Consider the following 20226-nt stretch of genomic DNA (forward strand, 5'->3'; position numbering starts at 1 on the left):
CAAAACGCCGTGGTGGCTCCAAAACAAACGCGCCGCTCTGCCCGAAGGCAAAGCGGCGCGCGGCCGGGCATGAAAAGCGGGGCCTTATTTTTTCCGCTTGGCGGCCTTCTCTTTTGCTTTGATTTTTTCTTCTTCGCGCTTGAGCTTGGCCTTTTCTTTCTTGGCGCGCTCTTCTTCCATCTTCTTGCGCTTGCCGGGGTGCAGGGCGTCAAACGACGTGATTTTGGCGATGCTGTCGGCCTCAATCATGGCCCGGCGCGAGGTCACGCGGCCGCTCAGCGACACGTGGTCGCCTTCGTTGATTTGGGTGGTGGTGCCGTCTTTGGCCGTCACCAGGCCCGTGGTGCTGATGGTGGTGCCGTTCAGCAGCTGTTTGTCGGCCGTGAGGGGGTTGGTCACACCAAATTCGGTCAGGATGATGCGGCCCTTCTGCATGGTCAGGCCGTCTTTGATGCCCTCGCCGTTGGCGGCCAGTTTGGCCCGGGCGGGCACCGCGCCGCCCGGCCGGCGGGGCGGCAGTTTGGTTTGGGCCTGCGCCGCGACGCCGTTCAGAAGCAGCAGGACCAAAAGGCCGCAGATGAGTTGTGGGAATTTCATGGAAAAATTAAAATTAGAATAAAATAAACGCGAGTTGAATGTCTAATAGGATGCAAGTTATACCTTTTTTGGCATTCATCTTCATCTAGCCTTAATGTACGAGTGCAAAAAGGCAAAGGGTTTCGCTGAAGACAAAAAACCAACTTTTGGGCGAAATTCTCCGTTCAAAAACGAGTTATTCAATTTTGGTGCCTCTTTGTGAATGGCGGCGGTGTTCGGCCTTTCGGCACGTGCTGGCTCGTGGTTATTTTCACCGCTGTTTCGCCGGCCGTGCCGATGATGAGCGGCTGCTTTTCGGCTAACGCCCGCGACGCTGCTACCCTCACGAAGCGCACAATGCGCCGGAGCCGATAACTTGCCAGCCGCCCCCGCATTTGGCCACCCCCAACCCCCTTTGGCAATGGATTACAAAGACTATTACAAGACGCTGGGCCTCGATAAAACGGCCACGCCCGAGCAAATCAAGAAAGCCTACCGCAAGCTGGCCCGCCAGCATCACCCCGACGTCAACCCCAACGACAAAACGGCCGAGCAGAAATTCAAGGAAGTCAACGAGGCCAACGAAGTCCTCAGCGACCCCGAGAAGCGGAAGAAGTACGACCAGTTCGGGGCCGACTGGCAGCGCTACCAGCAGCAGCCCGGTGGCGGGGCCGGCCAGCCCGGCGGCTTCGACTGGAGCCAGTACACCCAAGGCGGGGGCGGCGGCTTCGGCGGCCAGGGCAGCCCCTTTGGCGAGGGCGAGGATTTTTCCGCTTTCTTTGGCTCCCTGTTTGGCGGCATGGGCGGCGGAGGTGGCCGCAGCACCCGCCCCGGCGCCGGCCAAGACTACCAGGCCGAGCTGGAGCTGAGCCTGGAAGAAGCCTACCACGGCGGCCCGCGCACCATCACGGTGAACGGCAAAAACCTGCGCCTCACCATCCAGCCCGGCGTGGCCGATGGCCAAACCATCCGGCTGCGCGACCAGGGCGGCCCCGGCCGCAACGGCGGCCCCAATGGCTCGCTGCTCATCACCTTCCGCATCCGGCCCGATGCCCGCTACGCCCGCACCGGCGATGACCTCACCCAGGACGTGCCCGTGAGCGTGTACAAAGCGCTGCTCGGCGGCGAGCAAACCGTGGAAACCCTCAGCGGCCCCGTCAAAATCAAGCTAAAGCCCGAAACCCAAAACGGCACCCGCCTGCGCCTGCGCGGCAAAGGCTTCCCCGTGTACCGCAAGGAGGGCCAGTTCGGCGACCTCTACCTGCGCCTCAACCTGACGCTGCCCGAACGCCTCACCGACCAGGAAAAAGACCTCATCAAGCAACTCGCCGCCCTGCGGCCCGAAGCCTAACCCACCACCGTTTCGATGCTATGGAAACGCACCTCATCACCCTCACTTTTCAGGAGTGCCGCGTCCGCTACGGCCTGGCGCCCGCCGAGCTGCACGAGTTTCTGCAGGCTGGCTTGCTGCGCGCGGCCCCCGCGCCCGAAACCGTCATCGTGGACGAGCCCGACGACCTGCCCCGCCTGGCCCGCCTCTACCACGAGCTAGGCCTGGCCCCGGAGGCGCTGGACGTGATATTGGCCATGCGCCAGCGGCTGGTGCGCCTGCAGGCCCTGCTGGCCCACGAAACGGCCCGCGCCCGGCAATTGGAAGACTTCCTGCGCGGCAACGGCGCAGTGGAAGAGTTGTGAGCACCTGACAGCACGGAAAACGGCTGCGAAATATTTGTTTCGGCTGCCTAAATTTCCGTTGAGCCCACCATTAGCGTAATGCCGGTAAAATAGCAGGCGAAGAATTCCTGACAACGCCACAATTGTTGCTAAGCGACTTCCGGAATCAGTGCGGGTGTGCTGTGGCGAGAAAAGTGCTCTAATAATGACTTCAAAAAGCTTTGCTGCTTGAAGAATCCCCTGTGTTCACTCACTGTTCCAGCCTCGGGCAGGCCGCCCGGTAGTGGGTTTCTGGCCGTCGTTTAGAGAGGAAGCCTGCCGCTGGTGGGCTTGGCAACCGCTGCGCTAACTGGGGCCAAACTTCCCCGTCGACGCGCCAGTATCCCACAATAGCCTTACTTTAGGTTGTCCGAATCCCTCCTGGCCCCTATTTACAGCTTCATGCCTGCTTTTGATGTTCCCGAAGCGTCCCTGTCGGAAGCAGAATTCCTCTGCCGGCTATTTCCCAACGGGGGCGAAATGGGCGCGCGCATCCGGCAGCTGGACTGGTCGGCCACGCAGCTGGGGCCGGTGCACGGCTGGCCCCAGAGCCTGCGCACAGCCGTGGCCGTCATGCTGGGCTCGCGCATCCCAATGATGGTGCACTGGGGCCCGGAGCTGGTGCATTTCTACAACGACGGCTACGCCACCATTCTGCACACCAAACACCCCGGTGCCCTGGGCCAGCCCGCCGCGCCGTGGTGGGCGGAAATGTGGCCGTTTTTGCTCACCATTTTCGAGCCCGTGCTGGCCGGGCAAACCACCTACTTTGAGAACGGGCTGGTGCTGCCCAACCGGCAAGGCTTCGTGGAAGAAACGTACTTTACATTCTCTCACAGCCCGCTGTACGACGAGAAGGGAGCCGTGGCTGGCATCTTCGTGACGGCCCTGGAAACCACGGCTTCCGTGCTGCAGCAGCGGCGCCTGGCTTTGCTCAGCCACCTCACCGCTCAAACGGCGCTGGCGACGTCGCCGGCCGAAACCGCCCAGCACCTCATTGGCGCGCTGGCCACCAACCCGCACGACATTCCCTTTGCGTTGCTCTACACCCATGAGCTCCGCGCCGAACACGCCCACCTGCGGGCCTGGTTTGGCGTGCCAGCGGGCGAGCCCGCCGCCCCGGCAGCCCTCGCCGCGGCGTCGCCCCTTCACCAGGCGTGGCCCGTGGCCGACGCCCTGCGCCAGGCCGAGCCCCTGCTGGTGCCGTCCATTGCCGAGCGGTTGGGAGCCCTGCCGGCCGGCGACTGGCCCGTGCCGCCGCAACAGGCGTTGCTCTTGCCCGTGTCCCTGGGCGAAGGCAGCCCGGAATCCGCCGTGCTGGTGGTGGGCCTGAGCGCCCGCCTCCCGCTCAACGAAGCCTACCGGTCTTTTCTGAGCTTGGTGGCCGACTACGCGGGCCGGGCGTTGGCGCGCGCCCAGGCCGCGGCCGAGGACCGGCGCCTCACCCAAGCCCTGCGCGAGATGAATGCCTCGCTCGACTCTTTCGTCCACATCGTGGCCCACGACCTGCGGGGACCCGTCACGAACCTGCGGGGCCTGGCGGACGCTTACGCCGACGAGGAGCCTGGCCCCGCCCGCGAGCACTTGGTGGCCTTGGTAAGACACGAAGCAGGGCGCCTCTCAGACACCGTGCAAGGGCTGTTGCAGGTGCTGCGGGCGCAGTACGAGGCCCCGGTGGCCGAAGCGGAAGTGGCGGCCTGGGCCGACCTCTACGCCGGGGTGCACGCGGAACTGGCGGAATACCTGCGGCAGCAGCACGGCACGGTGGTCACGGACTTTGCCGCGGCCCCGCGGGTGCACTACCCGCCGGCCTACGCGGCCAGTATTCTGAAGAATCTGGTGCACAACGCCCTTAAGTACCGCTCCCCCCACCGCCCGCCGGTAGTGCGCATCCAAACCCGCCGAGACGGGCAGGCGGTGGTGCTCACGGTAGCCGACAACGGCCGGGGCATCGACCTGCCCCGCGACCACGAGCGGCTTTTCCAGCCCTTCACGCGGCTGACCGGGGAGGGAGAAGGCGCGGGCCTGGGGCTGCACCTGATTCGCACGCTAATCCAACAGCGCGGAGGAACATTGACCGTCGCGAGCACGCCCAATGTGGGCACAACATTCACCGTTGTGCTGCCTGGAGCAGCGCTACCGCGCTAAAGGCACAAGTTCACGCAAACGGTCTTTTCCGGAATAGAGGTTTTACCTAACAAGTTTTATCCGACGCCTCCGAGAAAAATGGTTGGTTTCGGCCACCGTCGTCCCGCTGGTAGAATGCAGTATTTTTCTGGGACGAGCTTTGCATATTGGGCTTTGTTTTAGCCGCGCAGACATGAGGGTCAAGCTCTGCCTTTTATTCTTCGTGTTTGCCACTTGTGGTGCAGAACGTAGGCCCCCTTCCCCGGCGGTGCGGAAATATTTGGAGGAGGTAGTCGGTGTTATGCAAGCCAATTTCGTTAATCGCGCGGCCATCAACTGGGTAGCTTTCAAGTAGCATCTGCTGGCGGAAGCAAGTGGCGCCAGCACCATTGAGCAGGCCTATCCAGCGGTTGCATCGGCTGTCGTTGCCCTGGGCGATAAACACAGCATGTTTGCGCCCGCCCGTCTGGTGAAGGAGTCCAAACTGCCCACTGCCACGCAGCCCCCGCTATACCCCGACGAGCCGGTTCCCGGGGACATCGGCTACATCCGAATTCCCTGGGTTGTCGGCAGTCCGGAAAAGCTGGACGCGTACATAACCAGTGTGCAAGCCCAAATCAAGGCGCGGGATAAGCCAGCATTAAAAGGCTGGCTCGTGGATTTAAGAGGAAATATGGGCGGGAATATGTGGCCGATGCTTGTGGGGGTAGGGCCGGTGTTGGGAGAAGACACGCTCGGCTATCTCTTTGACTCGAATAAGACCAAAACCGCGTGGCGGTATGAAAAGGGCAAGGCCTTGCTGGACGGCGAAATCCAGGCCGAAGCCGCCAATTATTATACCCTCAAGTCCGCCAACCCGGTAGTGGCCGTGCTGACCGATACCCTAACGGCCAGTTCGGGCGAGGCCGTTGCGGTCGCCTTCAAAGCCCGACAGCACACCCGAAGCTTTGGGGCGGGCACGTGCGGGGTATCTACCAGCAGAAGCCGCTTTTATTTGTCCGATGGGTCCGTTCTCTTGCTGTCAACCGCCGTGTTCGCCGACCGCCGCCTGGTACGGTATGGCCGCTCCATAGCCCCCGACGAGCCGCTCAGGCCAGCCGAAGTAGTACCGCGCGCCATTCGCTGGATTCGAGAAGAATACCAAGCGAAGAAATAAGTGCCCCGGCCATCGCAACGGTGGCGTCTTTACGGACTTGCTGCTAGCTAAAATTCTTAAAAACAGCTCTTATAGGCGATAAACGCCCGAAAGTAAACGAGCGGAAAACGCCCTGCTTTTACGTGAAATGACGAAGAGGGACTCGCCGTTTATCGGTTGTTCAACGGGGACGGGGAGGCCGGCGCCGGAAAGGCGGCCTCCCAAAGCCTTCTTACACAGCCCACTTATTGTGTCAAAATAGGAGTTCTACTACCTGCGGAGCGTCTGCTACGCCACGGCCAGCGCCAGCAGCAGCCCGGCCAGCGTAGCGCCCAGCTTGGGCCAGTTGAGCCGGTGTTCCGGGCTGGTTTCGAAAAGAATGGTGGTGGACACGTGCAGGAAATTGCCGGCCACCAGCCCCAGCAAAGATGCGTACAGCCCGCTGCTCAGCAGCTTGCTCAGCACCACGTAGTTGCTGAACACGATGCCCACGGGCGAAGCCAGCGCAAACACCAGCAGCCCCGGCCACACCCGCCGGAAGCTGCCCAGCCGCAGCCGCAGCAGCGTGGCCAGCGCAAACGCTGCCGGCACGTGGTGCAAGGCCACGCCTACCACAATGGCGTAGAAATTTTGACTTATCTGGCCCACTTCCGGCGTATGCACCAAAATGCTGCCTTCCAGAAAGGAATGCACCACCAGCGCCGCCAGCAGCAGAAACGGCACCCGGCTCACGCCCGCGTGCGCGCCGTGCGCCGGCTCGTGGTGCACGTGCCCGTGTTCCACGCCCTGCGACAGCACTTCGAGCAACAACTGCCCAAAAAAGCCCGCCAGCACCCAGTAGCCCACCCGCGTGGGCTGCTCGGGCAGCAGCTGCAGGGCCTCCGGCAAAATGTGTGTGACCGTGAGCGTGAACAGGTAGGCCCCGCTGAAGGCCAGCAACGGCTTCAGCCAGCGGCTGCCCTGCGCCACCGGCACCCAGGCCGCCGCCGCGCCCGCGCCCAGCACCGTCAGTAGCAGCAAAAAGATAGCAAACCCCATGATAATCAATAACAAATGAAAAATAAGGAATGAGGAACGAAAAACCGGCACCCGCCAATTCTTCGTTCCTCATTCCTCGTTTTCCATTCAAAAACAGCAGCAGCCCGGCCGTCGGTCGGCGGGCCGGGCTGCCACCCAACTATGCAGTTAAAAACGATGCAACGGCAGCGGCTTAGCGCTGAATCTCGTGCCCGTTTTCGGCGGTGTCAGCCTGGCTCGATTTGCCGGCGTCGTTCATCTTGCCGCGCTTGCGCATGCCTTCCTCGGCATTGGCCGAAATGGTCGACTCGACCGCCGGCATGGGGCGCACGTCCAGGTCAGCCGATGAGCTGATGGGCTTGGTGATGGCGCCGCCCTTGGCCTGGTTGGGGGCGTAGGCCGTGTTCTGGTCGAAGTTGTCGGAAGTGCGGGTGCCCGGCGCAACCATGTCGACGGATACTTTGTCGTCGGGGCGCCAGTCGGAGGGCTCGCTGCTGCAGGAGGTGAGGGCCAAAGAAGCGGCGGCCACGGCCAGCAGCAAGGTGGGGGTCAGTTTCATCGGGGTAAAATTAGCGGGGGAATGATGTCGAAAGCAAGCGGCGGGGCACGGGCCTCGTCCCAATACTGCCGCCGGAATTAAACGGTTGTGGCGCCGGCTTCGGCGGGCAGCAGGTTTTTGCGGCGCAGCAAAGCCTCAAACAGCTTGCGGTCGTTATCGGCGTTGAAGATTTTGAACGGCAGGTGCAAAAACACCGGCACGTCGAACGTGCGGGCCAGCCACAGGCGCCAGGCGGCCAAGCCTGCGGGCGGGGTGCCGGGCTTCAGGTACAGCAGGTAGGCGTCGGCGTCGCGGCGGGCGCGGTCTATCATGTCCCAGTTCAACTGCATGGCCTTGCCTTCCTTGTCGGGGCCCACGCGCAGCAGCAACTGCTTGTTGTCCATCTCAAACGCCATGCGCTCAAACAGCGGCTTGCTCTGCTCCATCTGGGTCACGCCCGTCACCTGCGCCGAGCGGAACAGCACGAACAAGATGGTGAGCACCACCGACAGGGCCAGCCACCACCACGAGTGCACAAACAGCGCCGGCAGCAGCCCCAGCACAAACGGAATCAGGGCGTACGGCCAGTCTTTTTTCCACACTTCGCCCATCACCATTTTGGTGTAGGTGTCGGTGGTAAGCTGCGATTTTTTGGTGCGAATGGCCAGCGGCGAAGCCTGCTGGGCCTGGCGGAAGCCGCCGCCTCCGCCCCGTTGGTTGGGTTGGTTCACTGATTGATGGGGTGATTGTTAATTTGCTGATGTGCTGACAAGGAATGAAACTTTCGGTTGATTCACTGGCGCACACGCAGCACATCAGCAAATCAATAATCAACACATTAATACGCTTTAAGACTCAAGTCCAGGCTTTTAACCGAGTGGGTGAGGGCCCCCACGGAGATGTAGTCGACGCCGGTTTGGGCCACTTCGGCAATGGTTTGCTCCGTGATGCCGCCGCTGGCCTCGGTGGGATAACGGCCGGCCACCAGGGCCACGGCCTCGCGCAGCAGCTCGGGCCGCATGTTGTCCAGCATAATGCGCGTGATGCCGCCGGCGTCTAGCGCCTGCTGCACTTCGTCCAAGGAGCGGGTTTCGATTTCGATGGGCAGTTGCCGGCCGGTTGTTGCAAGGTAGGCGTGCGTGGCGGCAATGGCCTGGGCAATGCCGCCGGCGTAGTCCACGTGGTTGTCCTTCAGAATAATCATGTCGAACAGCCCGTAGCGGTGGTTCACGCCGCCGCCGATGAGCACGGCCCACTTCTCACAGAGGCGGAAGTTGGGCGTGGTTTTGCGGGTGTCGAGGAGCTTGGCGCGCGTCCCGGCAATCAGGTTGTTGAGGTGGGCCGTGTAGGTGGCAATGCCGCTCATGCGCTGCATGCAGTTGAGCACCAGCCGCTCGGCGGTGAGGATGCTGCGCGCCGGGCCTTCCACCCTGAAGGCAATGTCGCCGTGCTTCACGCGGGCGCCGTCGGCCAGCAGCGGGGTTATTGCCAGGGCCGGGTCGACGGCCGCGAAAATCATCGGGGCCAGCTGCATGCCGGCCAGCAGGCCTTCACCTTTCACCAGCAGGTGGGCGCGGTTGCGGGCCTCGGCCGGAATGGACGCCAGCGCGGAATGGTCGCCGTCGCCCACGTCCTCGGCCAGGGCCGTGCGGATGAAAGTGGACAGGGCCTCGGGCGTGAGGTAGGGAGCGGAAAAGGTTTGCACGGCGCAAAGGTACGGCCCTTGCCTTTGCCAATGAAACCGGGGCAGGATGCAAGAATGATATAGCAAACGTCAGGTCCCGACAGCGCTCGACCTGACCGTTCTTTCCCGGGCGGGCCTGCCCACCGAACCCACGAAAAAGCCCCGGCCTAATCAGGTCGGGGCTTTTCTTATTCTTTTTCTTTGGTGAAATCCAGCGTATCAATCAGCGGAGCGCCGCGGGAGGGCTTGAGCTTCACGTACAGGCGGTAGGTGCCGCTCTTGCCGGTGTAGCGCCCGATGGCGTACTGAATGCCTTCGCCGCTCTGGCCCTGGTGGATAAACTCAAACGTGCTGGGCGCGTTCTTGGCGAAGATGTCCTTCATCACAATCTCGGCCTGGGTCGAATTATAACTCTGGTGCTGACCGTCAAAACCAATGTCTACGGTGGGGGCAAAGTACTGCGACAACTCGCGGGAGGAACCGTTGCGCAACGCGGCGCGCACGGCCGCCAGGTTATCAGCCTGCGCATGAGCCGCGCCCATGCCCAAGAGGAATATCCAGCTTAAGAATAACGTTCTAAACAAATAGCGTTTCATTATCGGGGTAATAAATGCGTCATACGCGACTGATTTCAAGCGAAAATGGTGCCAGGATAGAAAACGAACCCCGCATTGGGCCCGGAAAGTTTGCTCGTAAACTTAATGGAAAGAAAAACAAGGGCAAGCAACTGCGAAGGTAGATAATTCCAACCCATGGGCGGGCCGGCCGTATCTTCGCGCCATGAATAAGCAGGTTTTGTTGGTGATTTTGGACGGGTGGGGCATTGCCCCTAATACGGCCGTTTCGGCAGTGGACGCCGCTAATACGCCGTTCTACCACGCGCTGTTGCAGCAGTATCCGCACAGCACTTTGCAGGCCTCGGGCGAGGCCGTGGGCTTGCCCGAGGGCCAGATGGGCAACTCCGAAGTGGGGCACATGAACATCGGGGCCGGCCGGGTGGTCGACCAGGAGCTGGTGCGCATCGGCAAGAGCATCCGGGAGCGCAAGCTGGGGCAGATGCCCGCGCTGGTGAAAGCGTTTGAGTACGCCACGGCCAACGACAAGCCCCTGCACCTCATTGGCTTGCTGAGCGACGGCGGCGTGCACTCGCACATCGACCACGTGAAGGCCCTCTGCACCATTGCCCACGAAGCCGGAGTGCGCCGCGTGTTCGTGCACGCCTTCACCGACGGCCGCGACACCGACCCCAAATCCGGCGTGCGCTTCATCAACGACCTGGAGCAGCACAACGAGCGCAACGGCGCCAAAATCGCCTCGGTGGTGGGCCGTTACTACGCCATGGACCGCGACCGCCGCTGGGAACGGGTAAAAGTGGCCTACGACCTGCTGGTGAACGGCGTGGGCACGCCCTCGCAAAACCTCATTCAGAGCGTGCAGGAGCAGTACAAGGACGGCGTGACGGATGAATTCCTGAAGCCCATCGTGAAAACCGGCGCCGACGGCCAGCCGCTGGCCACCATTCAGGACGGCGACGTGGTGCTGTGTTTCAACTTCCGCACCGACCGCGGCCGCGAAATCACGGAGGTGCTGACCCAGCAGGACATGAACGCCTTCCAGATGCACCGCCTCAACCTCCACTACCTCACGCTGACCAACTACGACGACACCTTTACGGGCGTGACGCCGGTGTTCGAGAAAGACAACCTCAACAACACGCTGGGCGAGGTGCTGGCCGCGCATGGCAAAACCCAGATTCGCATTGCCGAAACGGAGAAGTACCCGCACGTCACGTTCTTCTTTTCGGGTGGCCGCGAAAACGAGTTCGAGGGCGAAAAGCGCATCCTGCGGCCTTCGCCCAAAGTGGCGACCTACGACCTGCAGCCCGAAATGAGCGCCGCCGACCTGCGCGACGCCCTGATACCGGAGCTGCAGGCCCGCTCGGCCGATTTTGTGGTCCTGAACTTTGCCAACCCCGACATGGTGGGCCACACCGGCGTGTTTGAGGCCGTGGTGAAGGCCGTGGAAACCACCGATGCCTGCGCCCGCGCCGTGGTGGAAGCCGCCCGGGCCGCCGGTTACGCCAGCATCATCATCGCCGACCACGGCAACGCCGAGTACATGCGCAACGCCGACGGCTCGCCCAACACCGCGCACACCACCAACCTGGTGCCCTGCATCCTGGTCGACGATGACTACCGCGGCGCCCTGGCCGACGGCAAGCTTGGCGACCTAGCGCCCACCATTCTGGAGCTGATGGGCGTGCCCAAACCCCTGGAAATGACGGGCCAGAGCATCCTTCGTCCCGCAGTGTCGAATGCGTAAGGGCGGTCGTGGTTGGGTTGGGGCGTTGGTGCTGAGCGGCCTGGGCCTGCTGGCGGGCTGCAGCGACGCGGGCCCGGCCGCCCCCGCCGCCCGGCGCCCACTGTATTTCGACGTGAAAGGCCTGCTGACCCGGCAGGTAGAGCAGCTGGACCAGCGCCACGCGGCCGTGACCAAGCGCGTGAGCCTGCGCGGCGGGGCCACGGAAACCGTGCGCGTGCCCGCCGTGAAATGGAACGACGAGCTGCAGATTCTGTTCCAGGCCGACATCAACAAAGCCGCCCTGCGCGGCGCCTACGCCGTGGATTCGGTGGCGCTGCCCGGGGGCGGGCTCCGGCGCACCTACACCCGCCGCCCCGGCCAGCCCAATGCCCCGGTGGCCCGCCTGACGGTGGTGCAGCAGGGCGCGATGCCCCAGGAAGTGGCCGCCACCATCGTGCAGAATAACCCGTTGTTTTCGGCGGAGAAGCAGTTGCGATTCCGGCTCGAAAACGGCCAGCTGCGCAGCTACGAAGTGCAAGGCACCCAAAAGCTGGTGCTGTTTGATACGTTGCGCTACTCGGCGGCCGGGCAGGTGCAGTAACCTTCCGAGGCGTGAAGCCCAGTGTTAGTCGTAGGCGCCCCAACTGGTGGTGGCCCGGGAGCGTTGCAGGTTCGAAAGGTCGACAGCGGGTTTGCTGCCCGTAGCACGATTCTTGGCCGGCGAAGTGTCCTGCAGCCGATAGTCGGGCTTGCCGCTGCTGATGGGGGTGCGCTTGAACAGCGGGTCCTGCACGGCGACGAGGTTGCCCAGGCCAGGGGCGCCCAGCCCGGGCTTGTTGGTGGCGTTGGTGGCGGCCTGGTACTCGGTGGTGCGCAGCAGGTTGTTGGTGATGTTGAGGCGGTAGGTCGGGTCGGAGCTGTTCTGTAGAAACAGTTCGTCTTCGTACGAGCCCCACACAATGCTGTTGGTCAGGGTGATATCCGTCTGGAACTTCTGGGTATTGCCGTCGGCGTCCTCCAGGGCGTTGGAGAAGGTAAGTGCGGAGGTTTCGCGGCGGAAAGCGGGCGTGTAGTTGGCGAAGGTGCAGAAATTGAAGTTGAAACGGCCGCCGTAGCCCAACACGGCGTACTCGCCACAGTTGGTGAGCAGGCAGTTGGTGGCGGTGATGTTGCTCAGCACGCCCACGATGCCGCCCGGCGGCAGGCCCGTGCCCACGTAGTTGGGGTTGTCGCCGGAGATGTTGCGCAGCACCACATTTTCCAGCAGCAGGTTGGGCTGCCGGCTGCGGTTTTCTACGTTCAGCAGCGACACGCCAAAATTGGCGTTCTTGATTTCGGTGTAGCGAATGACGTTGTCATGGCTGGTCGAGGTGAAAAAAATGCCGCCCCACTGGCCGGGAATGTCCGAATAGCCCGCTTCCAGCCGGTCGCCCTGGAAGCGCACGGTGGCTTGTTTGGCGGCCGTGGTGTCGCCCGGTGCGGGCGTTATGGCAGCATTGATTTTCAGCGTGCCGTTCACCTGAATGGTAGCGCCTGCGTGGCAATAGATTTTGGCGCCTGGCGCAATCCGGAGCGTGGCGCCTGCTTCTACGTACACGCCCACCATCACATCCGGATTAGGAGCCGTCTGCTTGTAAAGGCTGTTGATGATGACGTGAGGCTTGTCGGCGGGCCAGGTCGTGTCTACCCGGATGATATCGGCGCGATGGAAATACGCGTTCTGGCCATAGGCCACCAGTTTCACGTTCTGGTCGTTGCCATTGGTGCGGAAATGCACTTCATCGGTTACCAAAAACTGCTTGGCCGCGGTGGCCTGCCCGTTATCGCCCAGCGTGGCGCGCACCAGCACCTGCAGGCTGTCGTTGCCGCGAATGGTGATGCCACTCACCGCTGGGCCGGCGTCGCCGTTGATAATCAGCGAGTAGGTATTGCCCGCCAGGCCCGCCAGGCTCACGTCCGTTTTCACGGCGCCGCTGTTGCGGTTGTACACCCACAGCCGCTTGGTCACGGTTTTGATGGTGGTGAACACCGTGTCGAACAGCACCGTGTCCTGCCCCATCTCCAGGCTGCCCGAGGTTTGAATCAGGTCTTCCTTGGGCTCGCAGCCGGGCAGGAAGGTGAGCAGGCAGCTCAGAAAAATAAACAGCGGGAAGAGGTGGCGCATGAGGGATAACAGGTTTGCGGGCAGGGGCCGCTACCAAACGATGAAACCGGAAAAAATTGCAAAAGCGCCGGCAATTGCCGGCGCTTTCGTTTCGGTTGGCTTTTTTACTTGGTCACGCCTTCCTGCAGGCGCTCAGCGCTTTCGGCCAGGCGGAGCTGTTCCACGAAGTCGTCCACGTTGCCTTCCATCACGCTGGCCAGGTTATACACCGTGTAGCCGATGCGGTGGTCGGTCACGCGGCCCTGCGGGTAGTTGTAAGTGCGGATTTTATCCGAGCGGTCGCCGCCGCCAATCATGCTTTTTCGCACGGCGCCGTCGGCTTCGTTCTTCTTGGCCAGCTCCATTTCGTACACGCGGGAGCGGAGCACGGCCAGGGCTTTGTCGAAGTTTTTGAGCTGCGACTTCTGGTCCTGGCACTGGGCCACGAGGCCGGTGGGCAGGTGGGTGAGGCGCACGGCCGAGTAGGTCGTGTTCACGGACTGGCCGCCGGGGCCGCTGGAGCAGAAGTAGTCCTTGCGGATGTCGCTCATGTTGAGCTCGATGTCGAATTCCTCAGCTTCCGGAATGACCACCACCGAGGCCACGCTGGTATGGATGCGGCCCTGGGTCTCGGTGGCCGGCACGCGCTGCACGCGGTGCACGCCCGATTCAAACTTGAGCTTGCCGTACACGTCCTCGCCGCGCACGCCCACGATGATTTCCTTGTAGCCGCCAGCGGTGCCTTCCATGGCGTCAATCAACTCCATTTTCCAGCCCTGCTTTTCGGCGAAGCGCATGTACATGCGCTGCAGGTCGCCGGCAAAAATGGCGGCTTCGTCGCCGCCCGCGCCGGCCCGGATTTCCATGATGACGTCCTTGGAATCGTTGGGGTCTTTGGGCAGCAATAGGTCTTTGATAACTTCTTCGAGGCGCTCCTGCTCGGGCTGCAGCTCGTCGAGCTCCAGCTTGGCCATTTCGCGGAAGTCCTGGTCTTTCTCGGTGGCGATGACTTCGCGGGCGTTTTCGATGTTGCTGAGCACCTGCTGGTAGTTGCGGTATTCGGCCACAATCTTGCCCAGTTCCTTGTATTCCTTGTTCAGGGCCTTATAGCGTTTCAAGTCCGACATCACGTCGGGCTGCATCAATTCCTCGTTCACGTTTTCGTAACGCTGATTGATGGCTTCTAATTTATCCAGCATCGGGTGTTCGGTATTTAGTCAGTAGTTTGCAAAGATACTGAATCTAAACACCGCTATGTCGGCGGGGCGTTCCTTCAGCATCGTAACCCAACAGCCGCGCGGCGGCCTGAGTTTATGCAAGTGTTAAAATTCGGAGGCACGTCGGTGGCCTCCGCCGAGAATATCCGGAAGTCGCTGGCCATTGTGGCGAAGGCGGCGGAGCAAGGTCCGGTGGTGACGGTGGTGTCGGCGTTGAGCGGCACGACGGATGCGTTGATTGGCGCCGGCCGCGCCGCGGCGCTGGGCGATGAGGCTTTCCGCGAGGCGCTGCAACAGCTGGAAGAGCGGCACGTAAGCGCCGCCCACGAGCTGTTGGGCGCCGATGCCGAGCACTCTGCCATTGCGTTGATTCAGAATGAATTTGATGGCTTGCAGCAGCTCTGCAACGGCATTTTTGCCCTCGGCGAGCTGTCGAACCGCACCCTCGACCGGCTCATGAGCTACGGCGAGCTGCTGTCGTCGCGGCTGATTGCCAGCGCCGCCCAGGCGCACGGGCTTGGTGCCGTGTGGGCCGACGCCCGCCAGCTTATTCGCACCAATTCCCGCTTCGGCACGGCCGAGGTGGACATGGCGGCGACCGAAAAGCAAGTAGCTGACTTCAAAGCCAAAACCAACGCCAACATCTGGGTAGTGCCCGGCTTCATCGCCGCCGATGCCCACGGCACGACCACCACACTGGGCCGCGGCGGCTCCGATTACACCGCCGCCCTGCTGGCCGCCGCGCTGGATGCCGAGAAGCTGGAAATATGGACCGACGTGAGCGGGATGATGACGGCCGACCCGCGCCTGGTGCGCAGCGCCCGGCCCATTGCCCGCATCAGCTACCAGGAAGCCATGGAGCTGTCGCATTTTGGCGCCAAGGTGCTCTACCCGCCCACCATTCAGCCCGTGATGCAGCGCGGCATCCCGCTTTGGATTAAAAACACCTTCGCGCCCGACGACTACGGCACCCTGGTGGAAGTGGCGCCGCCGCGCACGCCGGCCGTGGTGCAGGGCATTTCCAGCATCGGCAACCTGACTTTGCTCAACCTCGAAGGCAGCGGCATGGTGGGCATCCCCGGCTTCTCGAAGCGGCTGTTTGAAGCCCTGGCCCGCGAGCGCATCAACGTGATTCTCATCACCCAAAGCTCCTCGGAGCATTCCATCTGCGTGGGCGTAAACGCGCAGGATGCCGGCTTAGCCAAAATAGCCGTGGACGAGGAGTTTGCCACGGAAATTGCGGCCGGCCGCATCGAGCCCTTGCGGCCCGAAACCGACCTGGCCATCGTGGCGCTGGTGGGCGAGAACATGAAGGACCACCCCGGCATCAGCGGCAAGCTGTTTGGGGCGCTGGGGCAAAACGGGGTGAACATCCGAGCCATCGCGCAGGGCGCTTCGGAGAAGAATATCTCGACGGTAATCCGCGCTGCCGACGTGCGCAAAGCCATCAACGTGCTGCACGAGGCTTTTTTCGAGGCCACCAAGAAGCAGGTGAACCTGTTCATCCTGGGTCCCGGCAACGTGGGCAGCAAGCTGCTCGAACAGCTGGCTCGGCAGCAGCCCTACCTGCTCGAAAAGCTGGGCCTGCAGGTGCGCGTGGTGGCCATTGCCAACAGCCGCCACTGCCTGGTAAACGAAAACGGCCTCGACCTGGCCGCCTGGCCGGCGGAATTGGCCCAAGCGCCGGCGCAGTCGCTGGAAGAATTTACCCAATTCATCATCGGCCGCAACCTGCGCAATTCCATTTTTGTGGACGTGACGGCCAACCCGGCGGCGGCCGGCATCTACGCCGGCTTGCTGGAGAAAAGCGTGGCCGTGGTGGCCTGCAACAAGGTGGCGGCCTCGTCGGAATACGCCCACTACGCCCGCCTGAAAAGCCTGTCCAAGGAATTCAACGCCAGCTACCTTTTTGAAACCAACGTGGGCGCGGGCCTGCCCGTCATCGGCACGCTCAACGACCTCACGCGCAGCGGCGACGTGGTGCGGCGCATGGAAGCCGTGCTCTCGGGCACGCTCAATTTTGTGTTCAACCACTACGACGGCACCCGGCCCTTCGCCGAAGTGGTGCGCCAGGCCCAGGCCGAAGGCTACACCGAGCCCGACCCGCGCCTCGACCTGAGCGGCGCCGACGTGGCCCGCAAAATTCTCATCCTGGCCCGCGAAGCCGGGCAGGTGATGGAAATGGCAGATATCGAAATCAAAGGCTTCCTGCCGCCAGCGTGTCTGGAAGGCGACGTGGAGGCCTTTTACGCCCAAATGGCCGCGCACGAAACCCACTTCCGCGCCTTGTATGACGAAGCCACCGCGGCCGGGCAGCGCCTGAAATTTGTGGCGCGCTACGCCGAGGGCCGTGCCGGCGTGGGCCTGCAAGCCGTGGCGCCAGGGCATGATTTATACGACCTGCGCGGCAAAGACAACGTGGTGCTCTTTTATACCGACCGCTACGTGGAGCAGCCGCTGGTGGTGAAGGGGGCGGGAGCCGGCGCGGAGGTCACGGCTTCGGGCGTGTTCGCGGATATTATTAGGGCCGCTAGGTTGTAGCGCGAACTTTGTAGTTCGCGTCCCCACGCCACCGAAACGATTGATGTTCTGCCACGCGAACTACAAAGTTCGCGCTACTGCTTTTTATGCCTGATTCCGTCCTCGTTCATTCCCCCGCCACGCTTTCTAACCTCGGCTGCGGCTTCGATGTGCTCGGCCTCGCCCTCGAAGCGCCTTATGATGCCGTGCGCGTCACGCGCAGTGCCACGCCCGGCGTGCGCATTCAGCATCTTGACCCTTATAATCTGCCCACCGACCCGGCCCAAAACGTGGCTGGTGTGGCGCTGCTGGCTTTGCTGAAAGCCGCGCCCGACGCCATTGGCTTCGACCTGGAAATCACCAAAGGCATCAAGCCGGGCAGTGGCGTGGGCAGCAGCGCGGCCAGCGCCGTGGGCGCCGTGGTGGGCGCCAATGCGCTGCTGGGCAACCGCTTCAGCCAGATGCAAGTGGTCGATTTCGCGATGGAAGGGGAGGCCGTGGCTTCCGGCGCGCGGCACGCCGACAACATTGCGCCGGCCGTTTTTGGCGGTTTCACGGTGGTGCGGGCCCTGCAGCCGGCCATCGACATCGTGGCCCTGACAGCCCCGCCGCTGTGGGTGGCCGTGGTGCATCCGCAGATTGAGGTAAAAACCAGCGACTCGCGTAAAGTGCTGCCCCGGGAAGTATCGCTGGGCTTGGCCACGCGCCAGTGGGCCAACGTGGCCGGGCTGGTGGCGGGCTTTTTAACCGCTGACTATGAGCTGATAGGTCGTTCGCTGGACGACTACATTGTGGAGCCGGCGCGGTTGCCGCTCATTCCGGGTTTGGCTGAGGCCCGCCAGCGGGCGCTGGCCGCGGGGGCCATTGGGGGCGGCATTTCGGGCTCGGGGCCGTCTATTTTCATGCTAAACCGGACCGAGGCCACGGCGCAGGCGGTGGGTGCGGCCATGGGCCCGGTCTTTGCCGAACTTGGCATTGAATTCAACGTCTACGTAGGGCCGGTGGCCACGGAAGGGGCGCGGGTGGTTTCGGCGGAATAGCTAAAACGCTCTGTCATCCTGAGCGCAGCGAGGGACTTTATCAAATCGGAGTAATTGGTCTTGATGATTGGCGCGTGAGAAGGTCCTTCGCTGTGCTCAGGATGACAGAACATTATGAAGAGCGGACACAAACAATAAAATGAAATACTACAGCCTCCGCCACCAGTCGCCGCGGGTTGATTTTCGCACGGCCACCGTCACCGGCCAGGCGCCGGACGGCGGCCTGTATTTCCCCGAAACCCTTCCGAAGCTTCTGCCCGGCTTCCTGCGCGAGCTGCGCACCCTGAGCAAGGCCACCGTGGCCCTGAACGTAATGCAACCCTACGTGGGCAATGCCATCCCGGCGGCCGATTTGCACGGCATCTGCGCCGAGGCGGTGGATTTTGAGTTTCCGCTGGTGCCCGTGGCGGCGGGCGTGGCGGCGCTGGAGCTGTTCCACGGCCCCACGCTGGCGTTTAAAGACGTGGGGGCGCGGTTTATGAGCCGCTGCCTGGGCTACTTCGCCCAGCGTGGCGACACGCCGCCCGTGACCGTGCTGGTGGCCACGTCGGGCGACACCGGCGGGGCCGTGGCCAGCGGCTTTTTGGGCGTGGCGGGCGTGGAAGTCGTCATTCTTTACCCCTCCGGCAAGGTGAGCCCGGTGCAGGAGCAGCAGCTCACCACGCTGGGCCAGAACATTACGGCGCTGGAAGTGCAGGGCACGTTCGACGACTGCCAAGCGCTGGTGAAGCAGGCCTTTCAGGACGCGGACTTGGCCAAGCGGCGCTTCCTCACTTCGGCCAACAGCATCAACGTGGCGCGGTGGCTGCCGCAACAGCTCTACTACTGCTTTGCCGCGCAGCAGTGGCCCGAAGGCGCCGCGCCGCCGGTGGTGGTGGTGCCCAGCGGCAACTTCGGCAACATTTGCGCCGGGCTGCTGGCGCGGGCCTCGGGGCTGCCGCTGGGCCATTTCATTGCGGCCTGCAACGCCAATGAGCCGGTGCCTGCTTACCTGCGCACCGGCACCTTCACGCCGCGGGCGGCCGTGCCCACGTTTTCCAACGCCATGGACGTGGGCAACCCCAGCAATTTCGTGCGCATTCTGGAGCTTTTTGACAACGACCTGACCAAGATGCGGGCGGCCCTGGGCGCCGATACCGTGAGCGACGCCGACACGGTGGCCGCCATTCGGCAGGTGTGGAACGAGCACGGCTACCTGCTCGACCCGCACGGGGCCGTGGCCTACACGGCGCTGCGCCGCTACCAGGCCGAACACGGCGAGACCGGGGGCATGATACTGGCCACGGCTCACCCGGTGAAGTTCCCCAACGTAGTAGAGCCCATTCTCGGCCACGCCGTGCAATTGCCCGAGGTGGTGCAGGCCCTGCAGGGCCGCGCCAAACGAAGCGTGCCCCTGGCGGTTGACTTCGAAGCGCTGAAAGCCTTTTTGCTGTAGTAACGCCCGGCGTGGCCGTTTTTTAACGGCGGCTACTTTTGCACCGCTTTTCAACTACCCCTGCCCTTGCGCGTGAAAAACCTGCTGCCCAACCTCCTCTTTTTTGCGGTGCTGCTAAGCGTCGCCGCCTGCCGCCCCGACCAGGTGGAGCACCTCAAGGACAGCAAGCGCATCGGCATCGAGGCTGAAAACTGGGAGGTGAAACGCATTCTGCCCAAAGACCTGCTGCGCGCCACGCGCTGGGCCGGCGACTCGCTCACGGCCACGGCCGACACGCTGCTGCGCCGCACGCTGGCCCGCGAGCTGGCGGCGGGCGGCGTGGCCCGGGCCGCCGCCTTCTGCCGTCCCGAAACCTACGGCGCGGTCGATTCCCTGGCCCGTGTGCTCAAGGCCACGGCCCGGCGCGTGAGCGAGCGGCCGCGCAACCCTGCGAACCAGGGCGTGCTGCCGGCGGCGGAAATGACGCCGGACACCACCCGCACCATCCGGCGCGAGTCGCAGGAAGTGTTTTTCTACCAGCAGCCCATTGTGCTCAACAATACGCTATGTCTGCGCTGCCACGGCGAGGTGGGCCCGGACATCGCACCCGCCGATTACGCCTTCCTCAAAAAGCAGTTTCCGCAGGACCAGGCCACCGGCTACCGCCTGGGCCAGCCCGTGGGCGCCTGGCAGCTCAGCCTGCGCCGCGACGGCGTGGCCGAATTCTGGACCATGAAAACGCGCAAAAAATGGAAGGAGCACAAGCTGCCCAAGCTGTTTTGAGGAGTACTTTCACCATCA

The 20226-nt window shown here is 62.9% G+C and carries 18 protein-coding genes; 10 read left to right on the plus strand and 8 right to left on the minus strand.

What is annotated here, in order from left to right; translation table 11 throughout:
• Nucleotides 1-84 precede the first annotated feature (84 nt).
• Complete coding sequence (locus I2H31_RS10785; protein ID WP_196293039.1) at nucleotides 85-597, minus strand: DUF6799 domain-containing protein; 513 nt, start codon at nucleotides 595-597, stop codon at nucleotides 85-87.
• A 400-nt stretch (nucleotides 598-997) separates the two neighbouring features.
• On the opposite strand from I2H31_RS10785, the gene I2H31_RS10790 reads away from it, so the two are divergent.
• The 4 genes from I2H31_RS10790 (at nucleotide 998) to I2H31_RS10805 (ending at nucleotide 5572) form a co-directional block, all read left to right on the plus strand.
• Nucleotides 998-1927 carry a DnaJ C-terminal domain-containing protein gene (locus I2H31_RS10790; RefSeq protein WP_196293040.1) on the plus strand — a complete coding sequence of 310 codons (930 nt, stop codon included), beginning with the start codon at nucleotides 998-1000 and terminating at the stop codon, nucleotides 1925-1927.
• Between the two features lie 20 nt (nucleotides 1928-1947).
• Nucleotides 1948-2271, plus strand: coding sequence for a hypothetical protein (locus I2H31_RS10795; RefSeq protein WP_196293041.1), 324 nt, complete (start codon nucleotides 1948-1950; stop codon nucleotides 2269-2271).
• 420 nt (nucleotides 2272-2691) lie between these two features.
• The gene (locus I2H31_RS10800; RefSeq protein ID WP_196293042.1) at nucleotides 2692-4437 is read left to right on the plus strand and encodes a sensor histidine kinase; all 1746 of its coding nucleotides are present in this window, start codon (nucleotides 2692-2694) and stop codon (nucleotides 4435-4437) included.
• Between the two features lie 427 nt (nucleotides 4438-4864).
• Nucleotides 4865-5572 carry a S41 family peptidase gene (locus I2H31_RS10805; protein ID WP_196293043.1) on the plus strand — a complete coding sequence of 236 codons (708 nt, stop codon included), beginning with the start codon at nucleotides 4865-4867 and terminating at the stop codon, nucleotides 5570-5572.
• 267 nt (nucleotides 5573-5839) lie between these two features.
• Here the strand turns inward: I2H31_RS10805 and I2H31_RS10810 are convergent, their stop codons facing one another.
• From I2H31_RS10810 to I2H31_RS10830, 5 genes are all read right to left on the minus strand, one after another.
• A complete protein-coding gene (locus tag I2H31_RS10810; protein ID WP_196293044.1) occupies nucleotides 5840-6589 on the minus strand; it encodes a ZIP family metal transporter in 750 nt (249 codons plus the stop codon).
• Between the two features lie 172 nt (nucleotides 6590-6761).
• Nucleotides 6762-7127 carry a hypothetical protein gene (locus I2H31_RS10815; protein WP_196293045.1) on the minus strand — a complete coding sequence of 122 codons (366 nt, stop codon included), beginning with the start codon at nucleotides 7125-7127 and terminating at the stop codon, nucleotides 6762-6764.
• Nucleotides 7128-7204: 77 nt separating this feature from the next.
• The gene (locus I2H31_RS10820) at nucleotides 7205-7837 is read right to left on the minus strand and encodes a hypothetical protein (RefSeq protein ID WP_196293046.1); all 633 of its coding nucleotides are present in this window, start codon (nucleotides 7835-7837) and stop codon (nucleotides 7205-7207) included.
• 107 nt (nucleotides 7838-7944) lie between these two features.
• Entirely contained in the window at nucleotides 7945-8811 is an 867-nt protein-coding gene (gene nadC, locus I2H31_RS10825) for a carboxylating nicotinate-nucleotide diphosphorylase (RefSeq protein ID WP_196293047.1), read from the minus strand.
• Between the two features lie 167 nt (nucleotides 8812-8978).
• A complete protein-coding gene (locus tag I2H31_RS10830; RefSeq protein ID WP_196293048.1) occupies nucleotides 8979-9332 on the minus strand; it encodes a DUF4783 domain-containing protein in 354 nt (117 codons plus the stop codon).
• Between the two features lie 238 nt (nucleotides 9333-9570).
• Here I2H31_RS10830 and gpmI point away from each other — a divergent pair, with 238 nt between their 5' ends.
• On the plus strand, nucleotides 9571-11112 hold the full coding sequence (gene gpmI / locus I2H31_RS10835; protein WP_196293049.1) for a 2,3-bisphosphoglycerate-independent phosphoglycerate mutase: 1542 nt from the start codon (nucleotides 9571-9573) through the stop codon (nucleotides 11110-11112).
• Nucleotides 11105-11692: a hypothetical protein gene (locus tag I2H31_RS10840; protein ID WP_196293050.1), complete on the plus strand. Its 588-nt coding sequence runs from the start codon at nucleotides 11105-11107 to the stop codon at nucleotides 11690-11692. Before gpmI ends, I2H31_RS10840 begins: the two co-directional genes overlap by 8 nt.
• 24 nt (nucleotides 11693-11716) lie before the next feature.
• On the opposite strand, the gene I2H31_RS10845 is transcribed toward I2H31_RS10840, so the two are convergent.
• Both I2H31_RS10845 and prfA read right to left on the minus strand, forming a co-directional pair.
• Nucleotides 11717-13255 (minus strand): hypothetical protein, encoded by a 1539-nt coding sequence (locus I2H31_RS10845; RefSeq protein WP_196293051.1) that lies wholly within the window; start codon nucleotides 13253-13255, stop codon nucleotides 11717-11719.
• A gap of 104 nt (nucleotides 13256-13359) precedes the next feature.
• Complete coding sequence (gene prfA, locus I2H31_RS10850) at nucleotides 13360-14433, minus strand: peptide chain release factor 1 (RefSeq protein ID WP_196293052.1); 1074 nt, start codon at nucleotides 14431-14433, stop codon at nucleotides 13360-13362.
• A gap of 114 nt (nucleotides 14434-14547) precedes the next feature.
• Between prfA and thrA the strand changes: the two genes are divergently transcribed.
• The 4 genes from thrA to I2H31_RS10870 all read left to right on the plus strand — a co-directional run bounded on the left by thrA (nucleotide 14548) and on the right by I2H31_RS10870 (nucleotide 20208).
• Entirely contained in the window at nucleotides 14548-16992 is a 2445-nt protein-coding gene (thrA, locus tag I2H31_RS10855; RefSeq protein WP_196293053.1) for a bifunctional aspartate kinase/homoserine dehydrogenase I, read from the plus strand.
• Between the two features lie 86 nt (nucleotides 16993-17078).
• Entirely contained in the window at nucleotides 17079-18011 is a 933-nt protein-coding gene (locus I2H31_RS10860; protein ID WP_196293054.1) for a homoserine kinase, read from the plus strand.
• Nucleotides 18012-18150: 139 nt separating this feature from the next.
• A complete protein-coding gene (thrC, locus tag I2H31_RS10865; protein WP_196293055.1) occupies nucleotides 18151-19446 on the plus strand; it encodes a threonine synthase in 1296 nt (431 codons plus the stop codon).
• Nucleotides 19447-19518: 72 nt separating this feature from the next.
• Nucleotides 19519-20208 (plus strand): c-type heme family protein, encoded by a 690-nt coding sequence (locus tag I2H31_RS10870; RefSeq protein WP_196293056.1) that lies wholly within the window; start codon nucleotides 19519-19521, stop codon nucleotides 20206-20208.
• Nucleotides 20209-20226: the final 18 nt, after the last annotated feature.

Source organism: Hymenobacter ruricola (assembly GCF_015694525.1).
In the GTDB taxonomy this organism is placed as follows: domain Bacteria; phylum Bacteroidota; class Bacteroidia; order Cytophagales; family Hymenobacteraceae; genus Hymenobacter; species Hymenobacter ruricola.

Excerpts from the sequence above, each read along its gene's own strand:
- I2H31_RS10840 (WP_196293050.1), top strand. The coding sequence starts at position 11,105 with ATGCGTAAGGGCGGTCGTGGTTGGGTTGGGGCGTTGGTGCTGAGCGGC.
- I2H31_RS10815 (WP_196293045.1), bottom strand. The coding sequence starts at position 7,127 with ATGAAACTGACCCCCACCTTGCTGCTGGCCGTGGCCGCCGCTTCTTTG.
- I2H31_RS10830 (WP_196293048.1), bottom strand. The coding sequence starts at position 9,332 with ATGGGCGCGGCTCATGCGCAGGCTGATAACCTGGCGGCCGTGCGCGCC.
- thrC (WP_196293055.1), top strand. The coding sequence starts at position 18,151 with ATGAAATACTACAGCCTCCGCCACCAGTCGCCGCGGGTTGATTTTCGC.
- I2H31_RS10860 (WP_196293054.1), top strand. The coding sequence starts at position 17,079 with ATGCCTGATTCCGTCCTCGTTCATTCCCCCGCCACGCTTTCTAACCTC.
- thrA (WP_196293053.1), top strand. The coding sequence starts at position 14,548 with ATGCAAGTGTTAAAATTCGGAGGCACGTCGGTGGCCTCCGCCGAGAAT.
- I2H31_RS10810 (WP_196293044.1), bottom strand. The coding sequence starts at position 6,589 with ATGGGGTTTGCTATCTTTTTGCTGCTACTGACGGTGCTGGGCGCGGGC.
- I2H31_RS10790 (WP_196293040.1), top strand. The coding sequence starts at position 998 with ATGGATTACAAAGACTATTACAAGACGCTGGGCCTCGATAAAACGGCC.
- I2H31_RS10805 (WP_196293043.1), top strand. The coding sequence starts at position 4,865 with ATGTTTGCGCCCGCCCGTCTGGTGAAGGAGTCCAAACTGCCCACTGCC.
- I2H31_RS10800 (WP_196293042.1), top strand. The coding sequence starts at position 2,692 with ATGCCTGCTTTTGATGTTCCCGAAGCGTCCCTGTCGGAAGCAGAATTC.
- prfA (WP_196293052.1), bottom strand. The coding sequence starts at position 14,433 with ATGCTGGATAAATTAGAAGCCATCAATCAGCGTTACGAAAACGTGAAC.
- I2H31_RS10795 (WP_196293041.1), top strand. The coding sequence starts at position 1,948 with ATGGAAACGCACCTCATCACCCTCACTTTTCAGGAGTGCCGCGTCCGC.
- I2H31_RS10845 (WP_196293051.1), bottom strand. The coding sequence starts at position 13,255 with ATGCGCCACCTCTTCCCGCTGTTTATTTTTCTGAGCTGCCTGCTCACC.
- I2H31_RS10785 (WP_196293039.1), bottom strand. The coding sequence starts at position 597 with ATGAAATTCCCACAACTCATCTGCGGCCTTTTGGTCCTGCTGCTTCTG.
- gpmI (WP_196293049.1), top strand. The coding sequence starts at position 9,571 with ATGAATAAGCAGGTTTTGTTGGTGATTTTGGACGGGTGGGGCATTGCC.